14 protein-coding genes are annotated in these 14015 nt (G+C 69.5%); 7 read left to right on the top strand and 7 right to left on the bottom strand.

Annotated elements, in window-relative coordinates; genetic code table 11:
- The first annotated feature begins 61 nt into the window (after window positions 1-61).
- Complete coding sequence (locus tag ACLJO0_RS28350) at window positions 62-1207, top strand: hypothetical protein (protein ID WP_410581625.1); 1146 nt, start codon at window positions 62-64, stop codon at window positions 1205-1207.
- Between the two features lie 86 nt (window positions 1208-1293).
- On the opposite strand, the gene ACLJO0_RS28345 is transcribed toward ACLJO0_RS28350, so the two are convergent.
- Window positions 1294-2265, bottom strand: coding sequence for a R2-like ligand-binding oxidase (locus ACLJO0_RS28345; RefSeq protein ID WP_125791385.1), 972 nt, complete (start codon window positions 2263-2265; stop codon window positions 1294-1296).
- A complete protein-coding gene (locus tag ACLJO0_RS28340) occupies window positions 2262-2873 on the bottom strand; it encodes a TetR/AcrR family transcriptional regulator (RefSeq protein WP_410581623.1) in 612 nt (203 codons plus the stop codon). Before ACLJO0_RS28340 ends, ACLJO0_RS28345 begins: the two co-directional genes overlap by 4 nt.
- A gap of 94 nt (window positions 2874-2967) precedes the next feature.
- On the opposite strand from ACLJO0_RS28340, the gene ACLJO0_RS28335 reads away from it, so the two are divergent.
- The gene (locus tag ACLJO0_RS28335) at window positions 2968-3621 is read left to right on the top strand and encodes an HAD family hydrolase (protein ID WP_410581622.1); all 654 of its coding nucleotides are present in this window, start codon (window positions 2968-2970) and stop codon (window positions 3619-3621) included.
- Here ACLJO0_RS28335 and ACLJO0_RS28330 read toward each other — a convergent pair.
- Entirely contained in the window at window positions 3557-3802 is a 246-nt protein-coding gene (locus ACLJO0_RS28330; RefSeq protein WP_125782053.1) for a hypothetical protein, read from the bottom strand. The genes ACLJO0_RS28335 and ACLJO0_RS28330 overlap by 65 nt on opposite strands.
- A gap of 132 nt (window positions 3803-3934) precedes the next feature.
- On the opposite strand from ACLJO0_RS28330, the gene ACLJO0_RS28325 reads away from it, so the two are divergent.
- Window positions 3935-4321: a cold-shock protein gene (locus ACLJO0_RS28325; protein ID WP_016337551.1), complete on the top strand. Its 387-nt coding sequence runs from the start codon at window positions 3935-3937 to the stop codon at window positions 4319-4321.
- Window positions 4322-4571: 250 nt separating this feature from the next.
- Here ACLJO0_RS28325 and ACLJO0_RS28320 read toward each other — a convergent pair whose 3' ends face one another.
- The 3 genes from ACLJO0_RS28320 to ACLJO0_RS28310 are packed head-to-tail and all read right to left on the bottom strand — an operon-like array spanning window position 4572 to window position 7806.
- Entirely contained in the window at window positions 4572-5036 is a 465-nt protein-coding gene (locus tag ACLJO0_RS28320; protein ID WP_125791617.1) for a DUF2771 family protein, read from the bottom strand.
- A 28-nt stretch (window positions 5037-5064) separates the two neighbouring features.
- Entirely contained in the window at window positions 5065-6990 is a 1926-nt protein-coding gene (locus tag ACLJO0_RS28315) for an MFS transporter (protein ID WP_410581620.1), read from the bottom strand.
- Between the two features lie 51 nt (window positions 6991-7041).
- The gene (locus tag ACLJO0_RS28310; RefSeq protein WP_410581618.1) at window positions 7042-7806 is read right to left on the bottom strand and encodes a glutaminyl-peptide cyclotransferase; all 765 of its coding nucleotides are present in this window, start codon (window positions 7804-7806) and stop codon (window positions 7042-7044) included.
- A gap of 49 nt (window positions 7807-7855) precedes the next feature.
- Between ACLJO0_RS28310 and ACLJO0_RS28305 the strand changes: the two genes are divergently transcribed.
- On the top strand, window positions 7856-8803 hold the full coding sequence (locus ACLJO0_RS28305) for a DUF3027 domain-containing protein (protein WP_410581617.1): 948 nt from the start codon (window positions 7856-7858) through the stop codon (window positions 8801-8803).
- Window positions 8793-11600 (top strand): sacsin N-terminal ATP-binding-like domain-containing protein, encoded by a 2808-nt coding sequence (locus ACLJO0_RS28300; RefSeq protein ID WP_410581616.1) that lies wholly within the window; start codon window positions 8793-8795, stop codon window positions 11598-11600. The genes ACLJO0_RS28305 and ACLJO0_RS28300 overlap by 11 nt, the downstream gene beginning before the upstream one ends.
- A gap of 73 nt (window positions 11601-11673) precedes the next feature.
- Here ACLJO0_RS28300 and ACLJO0_RS28295 read toward each other — a convergent pair whose 3' ends face one another.
- The gene (locus ACLJO0_RS28295; protein WP_125791618.1) at window positions 11674-11901 is read right to left on the bottom strand and encodes a DUF2530 domain-containing protein; all 228 of its coding nucleotides are present in this window, start codon (window positions 11899-11901) and stop codon (window positions 11674-11676) included.
- 80 nt (window positions 11902-11981) lie between these two features.
- On the opposite strand from ACLJO0_RS28295, the gene ACLJO0_RS28290 reads away from it, so the two are divergent.
- Window positions 11982-13439 (top strand): NCS2 family permease, encoded by a 1458-nt coding sequence (locus ACLJO0_RS28290; protein ID WP_410581615.1) that lies wholly within the window; start codon window positions 11982-11984, stop codon window positions 13437-13439.
- Window positions 13440-13506: 67 nt separating this feature from the next.
- Window positions 13507-13938, top strand: coding sequence for a MarR family winged helix-turn-helix transcriptional regulator (locus tag ACLJO0_RS28285; RefSeq protein ID WP_037317984.1), 432 nt, complete (start codon window positions 13507-13509; stop codon window positions 13936-13938).
- The last annotated feature ends 77 nt before the right edge of the window (window positions 13939-14015 follow it).

Below are 14015 nucleotides of genomic sequence, written 5' to 3'. Positions count from 1 at the left end.
GTCACAGTTTCGACGCGTGTTCCCTTCGCGGTGGATCCGAACCGCCGCGAAGGGGAGAAAAATGAAACTCGAGCGAAGCAGAAGAGTTCTCGCCCTGGGCGCCTCGCTGGTCATCCTGCCGCTGATGCTGCCCGGCCTGGCGGCCGCCGGCGCCGCGACCGGCCCGATCGACCTCGGAACCCTGCCGGGAGACCAGTACAGCCAGGTCAACGCGGTCAACGACGACGGGGTCATGGTCGGCTCGTCGACGCCGTTGGAAGGTCAGATCAAGTACCACGCGGCGAAATGGGACGCGCGGGGCCGCATTTCCGCGTTGCCGAGCCTCGGCGGCGAGCAGAGCAAGGCGACGGACGTCAACAGCGCCGGGGTCGCGGTCGGCTGGGCGGACGAGGACTTCTCGAACCGGGCGGCGGTCAAATGGACACCGGACGGGACGGTCACCGCGCTGCCGTACCTGCCCGGCGGGGATTACGCGACCGCGAACGCGATCACCGACGGCGGGGTGATCGTCGGCGCCGGACGGGCCGCGGACGGCAAGATCCACGCCGTGCGGTGGAACCCGGACGGCGAGGTGGTGGACCTTGGCGGACTGCCGGGCGGTTCCTACGCCAACGCGGACTGGATCACCCCGGACGGCCGGACCATCGCCGGAACGGCGTCCGACTCCGCCGGGCGCAACCACGTCGTGCGCTGGAACCTCGCCGGTGCGATCACCGATCTTTCCCCCGGCAACCCGTACAGCACCCCGGAGGACATGAACGACTTCGGCGTGATCGTCGGCAGTGCCGAGCTGAACGGCAATCCGAAGCCCGTGCGATGGGAGCTCGACGGTCGGATGACCTGGCTGGAGTACCCGGAGAGCGGACCGGCCTGGGCGAACGCGGTCAACGACGCCGGTGCCGCCGCCGGCGGCGGGTACCTGGTGTTCGGCACCGAGAGCCCGGTCAAATGGGACCGGGCCGGAGCCCGGACGACGCTCTCGACCCAACGCGGACTGGGTTACGACATCGACCGGGCCGGGACGGTCGTCGGACTGGAGAACAACATCGCGACGAAGTGGGATTCGGCCGGCACGCGGACGGTCCTCGGCACGCTGCCGGGAGGTACCTACAGCGTCGCCGACCACATCACGGCGAACGGGACGATCGTCGGCCTGTCCGACAACGAGAACGGCCGCACGCACGCCGTCTACTGGCCCGCGAGGTAGGGGCTGAAGGGGACTTTCCCCGCATGCGACGGGGGGAAAGCTCCCTTCGCCGCGTGAGATGCGGGGAAAGTCCCCTTCAGCTCTCCTCAGGCCGCGGTGTTGGCGGCAGCCTCGGCGATCGCCTTCGCGTCTTCTTCGCCGAAGGTCTCTTCGAGGTTCTCCGGCGAATAGTCGAGGTCGATCTGCTCCACCGGCATCCCGCGCGCGGATTCGATCGCGCCGAGACGACGCTGTGCCCGGTCCGCCGCGTACTGGATGATCTCCTCCGGATCGTTGTCGAACGGGATCTCCTCGAACTGGTCCTGCACCCACTGGATCATGCCCAGCGCGTGGGGAAGCAGTTCGCCCATCCGCTGCTGAACCGCGTCCCACAGCGAGTCGTCCCCGGCGACATGACGGCGGCAGGTGAAGGTGCCCCAGGCCATGTGGCGGCGTTCGTCGTCGCCGATGCGGCGCACCAGTTCCTGCATTCCCGGCAGGATGTCGTGCTGGGTACAGATCAGCTGCCACGAGTAGTACCCGGTCAGCGCGAGACTGCCTTCGATGACGTGGTTGTAGGTGACGCTCGCGCGGATCTGGTTGAGCGGACTGGGATCGTCCTCCAGCGCCCGCAGCGACTGCGGCAGCTCCTCGTAGAAAAGCTTGCGGTAGTGGGGATTCTCCGCGACGTACGGATGCAGGTCCTCGGTGAGCCCGACGGCGTCCATCCACCGGCGGAACACCTCGGTGTGCTTGGCCTCTTCGAAACAGAACTGCGTCAGGTACATCTCGTCGCCGAAGCGGCCCGTCGCGGACATCGCCCGCATGAACGGCTGGATGTCTTCGGTGACGGCCTCTTCCCCCGCGATGAACTGCGCCACCAGGTAGGTCGCCGACCGCTGCTGCTCCGGGTTGAGGGTGTCCCAGCCCTCGCGTTCACGGGAGAAGTCGATGTCGGCGGGGTTCCAGAACTTGTTGTTGCCCTTGACGAACAGCCGCAGCGGGAACGAGTCCCAGTTCAGCCCGCCCTTGCGCAGTGAGGAAAACCCGGTCCGCAGCTCGGAAAGAGTGCCGGTCATGACGTCCCCTTCGAATCGGTGGTCAGCGCCCGTATCGCGGGTGCCAGCACGGCGACAACGGAAGCCGCCGCCTCGTCGGCCGAATGCGTCGGCATGACGAGATGGGACAGGGAAAGCCGCACGACGGTCTCCGCCAGCAGCGCGGCGGACTCCGGCGAGAGCGACGGCTCGAACTCGCGGTACTGCCCGGCCGCGACCTCGGTGGCCGCGGTCAGGATCGGTTCGCCCTTGGTGGTGAGCAGCGGCAGGAGGTCCTCGCCCGCTTCGGTGCCCAGCGTGGTCGCGACGAGCCGGTTCTCGCGGGCGTGCTCGATCGTGTAGACGACCGCCTCACGGATCCCGTCGCGCAGATCCCGCGCGTGCTGGACGCGCAGCCGGATGCCCTCCAGGAATTCCGACGTCGTCCGGAGGACCACGGCCTGGGCGAGCGCGGCCTTGGTGCCGAACTCGTTGTAGACGGTCTGCCTGCTCACCCCGGCGCGTGCGGCGACGTCCACCATCCGCAGGGCCGTGAAGCCGTGTTCGGTGAGCAGTTCGGTGGCCGCGTCGAGCAGCGCCTCCCGCAGAGAGGCCTTGGTCCGCTCGGAGAAGCTCGTGATCTCGCCCACACTTCCAGCTTGACACAGATCACATCGATGCCAAAGAAGTTGACGAGCATCAAGCCGGTGTAAATCAGTCGGCGGTGGCGGCTACCGTGATCGGGTGGGCATCACCGTGGGGTTCGACCTCGACATGACCTTGATCGATCCGCGGCCGGGCATGGTCGCGGTGATGAACGCGCTCGGCGTGGAGTCCGGCCTGCCGCTGGACGGCGAGTTCTTCGCGGCCAACCTGGGCCCGCCCCTCGACGACAGCCTGCGCGGCTTCGGGGCGCCGGAGGAACGCATCCCGGAGCTGGTGGCACGGTTCCGCGCGATGTACCCGGACACCGTCGTGCCGGTGACGGTCGCGATGCCCGGGGCCGCCGAAGCACTGCACGCGGTCCGCGAGGCGGGCGGGCGCACGGTCGTCGTCACCGGCAAATACGCGCCCAACGCCAAACTCCACCTGGACGCCCTCGGACTCGAGGTCGACGTCCTGGTCGGAGAGCTGTGGTCGACGGAGAAGGCCGCCGCGCTCACCGAGCACGGCGCCCGTGTCTACGTCGGGGACCACCTCGGCGACATCCGCGGCGCGCTGGCCGCGGGCGCCGTCCCGGTCGGGGTCACGACGGGCCCGTGCACCAAGGACGAACTGCTCGCGGAAGGAGCCGACGTGGTGTTCGACTCGCTGACGGAGTTCCCCGGCTGGTTCAGCTCTTTCGGCGAGCCTCGCGAACCAGGGCGATCAGGCCAAGGGCCAGCCCCAGCGGAGTGATGACGCCCGCCGCGGCGGACAGCCACACCGGCAGGTTCTCCAGTCCGGCGGCGAACAGGACGAACACCGCTGTGACGGCGATCATGCCGAGCGCGAACAGGCCGATGCCCACGCGCATCAGGATCGGTTTGCCGGGCTTTTCGGGGACGGCCACAGCGGCCTCCTTTACTGCGGTCTCCATGAACCAAAGGGTATCCGGCGGTATCCGCTTCTCCACAGGGCATGTGTCGAGATACGCTTATGGGACGCGCGCCCTGGGTACGCCCCCGGGCGCGTTCGTTGTGAGCGGGACAGCAAAGGATTGGTGAGGGAAGTGCCGACCGGCAAGGTCAAGTGGTACGACGCGGAAAAGGGTTTCGGTTTCGTCACCCAGGATGGGGGCGCCGACGTCTACATCCGCAAAGCCGCGCTGCCACAGGGCGTCGAAGGACTCAAGGCCGGGCAGCGCCTCGAGTTCGGTGTCGCCGACGGCCGCCGCGGGCCGCAAGCGCTCTCCGTCCGGCTGCTGGACCCGCCGCCCTCGGTCGCCGAGGCGCGCCGCCGCCCCGCCGAGGAGCTGCACGGGCTCATCGAGGACATGATCAAGCTGCTCGAGCTCAAGGTGCAGCCGGACCTGCGGCGCAACCGCTACCCCGACCGCAAGAACACCAAGCAGATCGCCGAGATCATGCGCGCCGTCGCCAGGGACCTCGATCCCTGATCGGCGCCGTCGCCAAGCGCTATGAAAGGTCCTTTCCTTGCAAAATTTGCAAGGAAAGGACCTTTCATAGCGCTTGCTGCCCGCACGGTGTCTTAGGTACCTACCGGACTCTGACCGCGGTCGATCGCCGGGTGCCCGGTCCGTGAAGGCCTCCTTGCCTACCCTGAAGGTAGTAAAGGAGGCCTTCACTACCTTCACGCGATCAGCTCAGGAGCAAGCCCGCGCGCGATAGCAAAGGTCCCTTGCTCCCTCAGGCGGCCGGCGCCTCGACCTGCAGCGACCAGATCGCCGTCGTGACCGCCTCGGCGTCCTCCGGACGTCCGGTCTGGCTGATCACCGAAGCCTGCGCGACCTCGACGACGAGGATCTGGTCGTCGGGCCGGGGGGTCGTCACGGTGTAGGCGAACCGGTCCAGCGACGTGATGATGTCCTGTTTGAGCTCCTGCGGCTCGCCCTTGCCGTTCACGTACTGCACCGTCACCTTCCACGGCGTTTCCGCGATCGCGCTCGGCACGGAGATCTGCACCGGTTTCCCCGGCCGGATGCGGAGCTTGCCCGCGGCGTCGGGTTTGGTCGTGCACTGGGCGCTCTTGATGTCGCAGGAGGCCAGCGGGGTGACGTTCACCGTGTTGCCGTCGGCGAAGAAGGTCACCTCTTCGGGGGCCGGGGCCGAACAACCGGCCACCACGAAACCACCCGCCGCGAGCAGGGCCAAAATACGAAGTCGCCGCATACGGTGAAGATTACGAGCCCGGCCGCCACCGGGAGTCACCGGGCTGCGAGGGGATCGGCGATTCGCTGGTCGGCTCCGGGCGCAGCGGCCGGTCGCCGCCGAGTCCCGGGATCAGCGAAGTGCCGCGCCGGACCATGAACGTCTGCGTGAACCCGACGGCCAGCAGGATCGAAAGCACCAGGAAGCCGATCCAGTACGTCGGCGGCAGCAGCAGGCCGACGGCGCCGCCGAAGCACCAGGACATCTGCAGCACGGTCTCCGACCGGCCGAACGCCGACGCGCGCGATTCTTCCGGCAGGTCTTCCTGGATGACGGCGTCGAGGCTGATCTTCGCCAGCGCGCTCGCGGTCGCGCCGACGAGCGCGACGATCGCCGCCGTCGCCAGCCCGGCCGCCACGGTGGCGATGATCGCGATGCCGAGACAGGCTCCGACGCAGGCCAGGATCACTTGATCCGGTTTGCCGAAGTGCAGCCGGGAGCCGAGCGCGTTCCCCAGGAAACCGCCGGCACCGGCCGCGGCGCCGATGATGCCGAGCAGCAGCAACTGGTCGAACGGGCTCTGCCCGCTGCCCTCGGCCTGCGCCTTCACCGCGAACGCGGAGAACATCATCAGGAACCCGGTCAGCACGCGGACGGTGCCGTTGCCCCACAGCGAGACGACGATCTGCCGCCCCATCGGCTGACGCTGCTTCTTGACCCGCCGTTCGGGATGCGCGGACAGCGAAGCGGGCACCTCGCCTTCGGTCTTCTCGACCCAGGACGGGATGCGCATCGACTGCACCGCGGCCGCGACACAGATCGCCATGGTGAACCACAGCGCGCCCTGCGAACCCCAGATCGCGTTGACCCCGCTCGCCAGCGCGCCGAACGCGCCGGCGGCGATCAGGCCGAACACGGTGAGCCGCGCGTTCGTCTTCGAAAGGGTGATCTCGGGCGGCAGCACCCGTGGGGTCATCGCGGCCTTGAGCACGGTGAACGACTTCGACAGCACCATCATGCCCAGCGCCGCCGGGTACAGGAGCCAGTCGTCGAAGTGCAGCGCCATCACGATCGCCATCAGCGCCTGGCCTGCCGAAGACACGCACATGGCGAGACGGCGGCCGCGCTGGATCCTGTCCAGCGCCGGGCCGATCACCGGCGCGACCAGCGCGAACGGGGCGATCGTGATGAGCAGGTAGAGCGCGACCTTGCCCTTGCTCTCCCCGCTGGTGGCGGCGAAGAACAAGGTGTTGGCCAGCGCGATCGCCATCGCCGCGTCGCTGGCGTAGTTCAGCATCACCGCGTACGTCAGCGAAGTCAGGCCCGATTTGTCGGCGCCGTCCGCCTTCGTGGCGCGCTGGAACGCGCCGACGGCCTGCCCGGTGAGCTGACGGCTGCGCATCGCCGCGACCCGGGTGACCGTGATCTTCTTCGGCATCTTCGGCAGGGAGCCCGCCCGCGGCGGGACCGCGGTCGTCGGGTTCTCCTGCGGCAGCTCTTCGGCGTAACGCGGCTCGCCCGCGTAACCGCCGGTGTCGTAGTGCTCGTACTCGCCGCTGCCCGGCGGGTGGTCGTCGTAGAACCCGCCCGGACGACGCCGGACGGGTTCGGTCTGCCGCTGCGAGGGATCCGGATACGGCCGCGCGCCGCGGGGAGGCGTCCGCGGCGGGGGCGGTGGCGGCGGTGGCTGGTGGTGTCCCATCGGGATCGCGCTGGTGCGCGCCTCGTCCGCGGTCGGCCCGGCGGGATACGGCTGGTACTGGGGGCGGGCCGCTCGCGGCGGGGCGGGCGGCACCGGCTGCTGGTCGACCCTGGTCGGCGGCGGCGCGGACCAGTTGCGTGCCTGCGCGGAGCCGGGCTCCGGCGTCCACTTCCGCTTGCTCTTGCGGCCACGCTCCTTGCCCGACCGGCCGGAAGACGTGCCGTCGGGTCCAGAGTTCGAGCCGAAGATTCCCACCCTGCAATCCTGCCTTACGCGGGACCCGCTTCGCGCGTTCACCACTGCTTTCTAGGCGGCAGGGACGAATTTCACGCGGAACATCCGTGGCCAGAGCTTGCCGGTGAGCACGAACTCGTCGGTCCCGGGCACCGCCGCGATGCCGTTGAGGACGTCGGCGGAACCCCGCTCTGCCTGTTCGAGCAGCCCCGACGCGTCGATCTCGCCGGTGACCCGCCCGGTCGCGGCGTCGATCCGCAGGATCCGGTCCGTCTGCCAGACGTTCGCGTACACGGAGTCCCCGACGCATTCCAGTTCGTTCAGCTGGTCACGCCCGACGTCGACGCTACCCGTCGGAGCGAAGGACACGGGGTCGCGGAAGGTCAGCTTCGACGAGCCGTCGCTCATCACCAGCTGTCCCGTGCTCTCGCGGTGACACAGGCCCCAGCCCTCACCGGTGTAGTTCACCCGCCTGAGCTCGGCCAGCGTCTTGGCGTCGCGTTCGATCGCGACGCCGTCCTGCCAGGTGATCTGCCAGACCGTCGGCCCGAGCACGGTGATGCCCTCGCCGAACAGACCGGGCAGGTCCTGCCGGACCGTCGGCGCCGCGCCAGCGGGCCCGGCCCGCATCGACGACTTCCCGACCAGGCCGGTCCCCTCGTACAGCGTCTCGCCGGAGAATTCGAGTCCCTGGGTGAAGGCGGCCGGGTCGTGAGGCAGCTTCGACAGCACCTGCACCTTGAACTTCTCCGGCGGGGCGGCCTCGCTCACCGGCGCGGCGGCGCAGCCACCGAGGACGGCGGCAAGCAGGAGCGACATGGTCATCAGCGTGCGCACGCGGACAGCCTGACACGGACCGCGATATCGCGTGCGGCAGAATGGGGGCATGACCCTGCTGTTGACCCTGGACGACGGCTCCATCCAGCGCAAACTCGCCGAGGCGGTCGATCTCGCCCGCACCGCGGTGCTGGCGGACGCCGGTGCCGAACAGGTCGGCGCGCACGTCGGCGTCGACCGGGAGGACGCGGTTTCCGCGAGCCACCTGTTCGAGGCGACCGTGTCGGGTTATCGAGGTTGGCGCTGGTCGGTCACGGTCGCCCTCGCCGGCGAGGAAGAGCCGATCACGGTCAGCGAGGTCGTGCTGATCCCCGGTCCGGAAGCGCGTGTCGCCCCGGCGTGGGTGCCGTGGGATCGCCGCGTCCAGGCGGGCGATCTCGGTGTCGGCGACATCTTCCCGGTGGAGAAGGACGACCCGCGGCTCGCCCCGGCGTACCTGCAGTCCGACGACCCCGCGGTCGAAGAGGTCGCCAAGGAGGCCGGTCTCGGCCGGGTACACGTGCTGTCGCGGCACGGCAGGCTCGACGCCGCCGCCCGCTGGCACAGCGGTGAGTTCGGCCCGCGGTCGGACATGGCGCGCAGCGCGCCGGACGTCTGCGGGAGCTGCGGCTTCTTCGTGCCGCTCGCCGGGTCGCTCAGCGCGGCCTTCGGCGCGTGCACGAACGACATCTCCCCGGCGGACGGCCACGTCGTCGACGTCGAGTACGGCTGCGGCGCGCACTCCGAGATCGAGGTCGAGGTGACCTCGTCGGTGCCGGTCGCGGAACTGGTCTACGACGACTCGCTGATGGACTTCGAGCCCATGCCGGAAGCGCCCGCCGCGCCTGAGGCTGCGGAGCCCGAGGCCGCCGAGGCCACGGTCGTCGACGAGTCCGAGGCCCCGGTGGTCGAGGCACCCGAGACCGCCGAAGTCCAGCCGGAGGTCGAGCCCGAGGCCGTCGCTGTGGACAGCGCCGACGAAGCGCAGGTCGAAGCCGAAAGCGCCAGTGAGCACTGACCCGTTCGGCACCGAGCGGCTGCGCGCCGCCGTCCTGCGAGCGTGGGCCGACTCGCCGACGCGCTTCACCGAGGACACGAACACCGAGAACGACCTGCGGGTCGGCGGCTACCGTGACCGGCTGTTCGTCGAGCTGGCGCAGAACGCAGCCGACGCGGCCTTGGCCGCCGGCGAACGCGGCACGCTCCGGGTGTCCATTGTGGATGGTGAGCTGCGGTTCGCCAACACTGGTGCGCCGCTGGACGCACGCGGCGTCGAATCCCTTGCCTCCCTTCGTGCTTCGGGCAAGGGGGAGGAGACCGTCGGCCGTTTCGGCGTCGGGTTCGCCGCCGTGCTCACCGTTTCCGCCGAGCCGCGGATCGTTTCGGCGACCGGCGGGGTCGCGTTCTCGGCGGAACGCACGCGGGCCGAAGCCGGGCGCACCGGCGACGTTCCCGTGCTCCGGCTTCCGTGGCCGGTCGCGGACGACGAACCTCCGGTGCCCGAAGGTTTCACCACCGAGGTCCGGCTTCCGCTGCGTGAGGGCGTCGACAGCCGAGCACTGCTGGCGGAGCTGAAGAACGACATCGGCGACCTCCTGCTCACCCTGTCCTGGCTGGAGAGCATCGAGGTCGAGGGCGGTGCCTGGCGCCGGTCCGATCTCGGCGACGGCGTCGTCGAGCTCACGTCACCGGACGGTTCCGAGCACTGGCAGGTCCACCGCGGCGACGTCGTCTGGGCCGTCCCGCTGGACGGAGCCGGTTCGCCGCGGCCGCTCGGCGAAGACGTCCTGCACGCGCCGACCCCCACCGACGACGAGCTTTCCCTGCCCGCGAGGCTGATCGCGACGCTGCCGATCGAGCCGTCACGCCGTCGCGCGCTGCCGGGGCCGGAGCTGACCGCGGCGCTGAAGAACGCCGCGCGGGAGTACGTCGCTCTCGTTTGTTCCTTGCCCGCCAAGGAACGCCTGCTGCTCGTGCCGGGTGGCGGCTTCCCGCGTTCCACTGTGGACGGAACGCTGCGGGAGTCCATCGTCGAAAATCTCGCCGACTCGCCGTGGCTTCCCACGCAAGCAGGTGACGACTTGCCGGGGCGTCGGGCGCGTGTCCTGTCGGTGGACGTACCGGGGCTGGCGCCGTTGCTGGCCGATCTCGTGCCCGGGCTGATTTCCCTGTCCGGTGTGGACCTTCGCGCCGTCGGTGCGCAGTCGCTTTCCCCGGCCGAAGCCATCGAGCGGCTGACCGGGATCCAGCGCGAGCCGTCGTGGTGGCGCTCGCTTTACGACGTGCTGCTCCCGGCGCTCGAAGCGCATGACCTCACCAAGGACGACCTCGGCGCCTTGCCGGTGCCGATGTCGGACGGCCGCACTCTGCCCGGCGTGCGCGACGCGTTGCTCGTCGGCGGCTCGGCGGAACTGCTCGAACTTCTGTCCGATGTGGACATCCTCGGGCTGCGGCTCGTGCATCCGGCCGCCGCGCATCCATTGCTGGAACGCTTGGGCGCCAAGCACGCCGAGGCGAGTGACCTGCTCGAGGCCGACGCGCTGAGCGCTGCCGTCGAGCGCAGTGCCGAAGACGTCCGGTCCGGTTTGGACGGTATGGCGCTCGCCGGCGCGGTGCTCCGCCTGATCGCCGAAGTCGGCGACGAGGCACCCGAATGGGCGGGCGCGCTGGCGTTGCCGAGCGAGGACGGCTGGCGGCGCGCGGACGAACTCGTCCTGCCCGCCTCGCCGCTGGGCGACATCTTCGATCCCGAGGTGTTCGAGGAAGACGGCGCCTTGTCCGTACTGGACGAGGAATTCGCCGAGGACTGGCCGACGGCCACGCTCGTCGCGGTCGGGGTACTCGATTCCTTCGCGATCATCACCGACGACGAACCGCTGGAACCCGAGCACGGCCTGCCCGACGAGCACGAATGGTGGGATTCGCGGGAGCGGCCGCCGTCACGGGTGCTCGCCGTACGCGATCTCGACCTCGTCGGCGACGACGCCTGGCCGGAGGCGCTGCGGTTGCTCGCGTCCCGTCCGGAAACCTGGCGTGCCCTCGCCGAACCCGGTGGGCACACCGGTTGGTGGCTCGCGCGGTACGCGCTGCTCGACGGGCACGCGCCGCTCGATTGGCGGATGCCGGAGGCCGCCGCGCTGGCCGGGCTCTACGACGTCGTCCCGGATTCGGGGCTGAGCAAGGAAGTCCTGCTCGCCGCCGGGGTGCGGACAGAGCTGGGAACGGACGCCGAAGACGTCGAAGATCTGTTGGAGCGGCTGGGCGATCCCGAGCGCAAGGTGAGCCCTGGTCTCGCTTCCCGGGCGCACGCGGCACTCGCCGAGTACACGGTGGACGTCGCGCCGCCGGATCGTGTCCGGGCGGCGGACGGTTCGGCCGTCGACGCTCGCGATGCCGTCGTGCTCGACGTGCCGTGGTTCGCCGCCGTGCTGGCGCCGGACCGGATGGTCGTCTCGGCGAGCGGCGCCGCCGCGCTGGCGGAACTGCTGGACCTGCCGGTGGCGAGCGGCCTCGGCGCCAAGGTCACCGAGGGCGGCGAGTACGTGCCGTGGACGGAGCTTTCCGCGCTCCGGCTGGCCGCCGACCAGCTGGGCGTCGAACTGCCCGACGGCGGCGTGCTGCTGCACGAGTCGCTGACGGTGACCTTCGAGGACGCGGAGCACGAAGTCGCCTGGTGGTCCGACGGCACGCTGCACGCCGCCGACACCCCCGAAGGCCTCGGCCGCGCCTTCGCCTGGGCCACCGACCGGTGGGCCGACCGCCACGTGCTCACGGCCCTGCTCGACGACCCCTCGCCTTCGGCCCTGCTCAACTGACGCAATTCGTCACCTACTTGCGCCGTGTGCGGAGCACACCCATCGCAAGTAGGTGACGAATTGCGGGGGAAAGCTAGAAGCGTTGGGCGCCCTTCGAGCCCCGGCGGGCGGCGGCGCGCTGCCAGGCGATGATCGCGAGCCCGACGAAGCCGAGCACGAGGCCGGAGAACGCCGTCTGCACCCAGATGCCGTCGGTCACAAAGAACAGGACCACGGTCGCGACCGCCCAGAGCGAGGTACCTACGATCACGACCGGCGTCAGGTCGGTCAGCCGCTTCGGCAGCTCCGGCGTTGGCCGCAATGAACCGTTTACTTCCCCGGAATTGATCGATTCGCCCACGTGGGGAAGGGTACCCGGCAACGGGCGAAGGGTGGTACGCGATGGCGGAGCAGCGCACCCGGTCCACACTGGACCGGTTCTTCAAGATCAGCGAGCGCGGCTCGACACCGGGGCGTGAGGTCCGCGGCGGGATCGTCACCTTCTTCACGATGGCCTACATCGTCGTCCTCAACCCGCTGATCCTCGGCAGCTTCTCCGCGGACGACGCGGGCGCGCACAAGGACGTCCTCGGCAACATCCTCCCCGTGCCGCAGGTCGCCGCGGTGACCGCGCTGGTCGCCGGGGTGCTGACCATCATCATGGGCCTGGTCGCGAACTACCCGTTCGCCATCGCCACCGGCCTCGGCATCAACAGCCTGATCGCGGTCACCTTCGCCTCCCAGATGACCTGGCCCGAGGCGATGGGCCTGGTGGTGATCGAGGGGCTGGTCATCGTCCTGCTGGTCTTCGCCGGCATCCGGACGGCGGTGTTCAACGCCGTGCCGCCGCCGCTGAAATCCGCGATCGCGGTCGGCATCGGCCTGTTCATCTGCCTGATCGGCCTGGTCGACGCCGGATTCGTCCGCCGCGTCCCGGACGACGCGAAGACCACCGTGCCGGTTGGGCTCGGCATCAACGGTTCGATCGCGTCGTGGCCGACGCTGGTGTTCGTCGTCGGCCTGCTGGTCACCGGCATCCTGGTGGCGAAGCGGGTCAAGGGCGCGATCCTGATCGGTGTGCTCGCCTCGACCGTGCTGGCGATCGTCGTCGAGGCGATCACCAAGGTCGGCCCGTCGAAGGGCGTCAACCCGCTGGGCTGGAACCTCGGCTACCCGGCGCTGCCGGATCAGGTACTCGGCATGCCGGACCTCTCGCTGGTCGGCGACATCTCCTTCGGCGCCTGGACGCGGCTGCCGATCATCACCGTCGTGCTGCTGGTGTTCACGCTGGTGCTGGCGGACTTCTTCGACACCATGGGCTCGATGACCGGGCTGGCGAAGGAAGGCGGCCTGCTCCCGCCGGACGGCAAACTCCCGAACGTCGGCAAGGCCCTGTTCGTCGACGGCACCGCCGCGGTGGCGGGTGGCTTCGCGTCGTCGAGTTCGAACACCGTCTTCGTCGAATCCGCGTCCGGTATCGCGGAGGGCGCCCGGACCGGGCTCGCGAACGTCGTCACGGGCGTGCTCTTCATCGCGGCCATGTTCCTGACCCCGCTCTACCAGGTCGTCCCGGTCGAGGCCGCCGCTCCGGCGCTGGTCGTCGTCGGCGCGCTGATGATGAGCCAGGTCAAGGAGATCGACTTCTCCGACTTCACCATCGCGCTGCCCGCGTTCCTGACCATCGTGATCATGCCGTTCACCTACTCGATCGCGAACGGCATCGGCGCCGGCTTCGTCAGCTACGTCGTCATCCGCTTGGTCACCGGGAAGGCGAAGGGCGTGCACCCGCTGATGTGGGGTATCGCGGTGATGTTCGTGGCCTACTTCGCGGTCGGGCCGATCCAGGCCGCGTTCGGCTGACCAGCGGTTTTGCCAGCCGTGGGCGATCTCACGGGCCGACGACCCGATCGTGAGGTAAGCTAACTATATGTCCGGAGACACGCACGAGCGCTCATTGGCGAGCCGCCTGCGTCTCGCGGTGGTGCGGCTCAATCGACGGCTGCGGGCCCAGCGGGCCGGTGACGGCATCTCGCTGACCCAGGTTTCCGCGTTGTCGACGCTGCACAAATGCGGTGCGCTGACCCCTGGCCAGCTCGCCGCGAAGGAAGGCGTCCAGCCACCCTCGATGACGAGGGTGATCGCCGCGCTCGAGGAGATGGGTTACGTCGAGCGCAGGCCGCATCCGACCGACGGCCGCCAGGCCATCGTCGAGTTGTCCGATCGCGGCCGGGCCTACGTGATCGAGCAGATCACCGCGCGGGAGATCTGGCTGGACAAGCAATTGGCGGAGTTGAGCGCCGAAGAACGCGAAGTGCTCTCTCGCGCCGCCGAGATCATCGACAGGATGGCGGGGAACTAACAGCGGTGACGACCACGGGTAACGAAACACAGTGTCCTTCGAAGACCACCGTTACCCGGGAACCCGCTCCACCACCG

The organism is Amycolatopsis sp. lyj-108 (assembly GCF_046549005.1).
GTDB lineage: Bacteria > Actinomycetota > Actinomycetes > Mycobacteriales > Pseudonocardiaceae > Amycolatopsis.
Note: the sequence above shows the minus strand (reverse complement) of the source record. Positions and strands in the feature narration are given on the sequence as shown.

Bases quoted from the DNA above. Each gene is read 5' to 3' on its own strand.
- ACLJO0_RS28305 (WP_410581617.1), top strand. From the start codon at position 7,856: ATGACCCTGCTGTTGACCCTGGACGACGGCTCCATCCAGCGCAAACTC.
- ACLJO0_RS28350 (WP_410581625.1), top strand. From the start codon at position 62: ATGAAACTCGAGCGAAGCAGAAGAGTTCTCGCCCTGGGCGCCTCGCTG.
- ACLJO0_RS28285 (WP_037317984.1), top strand. From the start codon at position 13,507: ATGTCCGGAGACACGCACGAGCGCTCATTGGCGAGCCGCCTGCGTCTC.
- ACLJO0_RS28345 (WP_125791385.1), bottom strand. From the start codon at position 2,265: ATGACCGGCACTCTTTCCGAGCTGCGGACCGGGTTTTCCTCACTGCGC.
- ACLJO0_RS28330 (WP_125782053.1), bottom strand. From the start codon at position 3,802: ATGGAGACCGCAGTAAAGGAGGCCGCTGTGGCCGTCCCCGAAAAGCCC.
- ACLJO0_RS28290 (WP_410581615.1), top strand. From the start codon at position 11,982: ATGGCGGAGCAGCGCACCCGGTCCACACTGGACCGGTTCTTCAAGATC.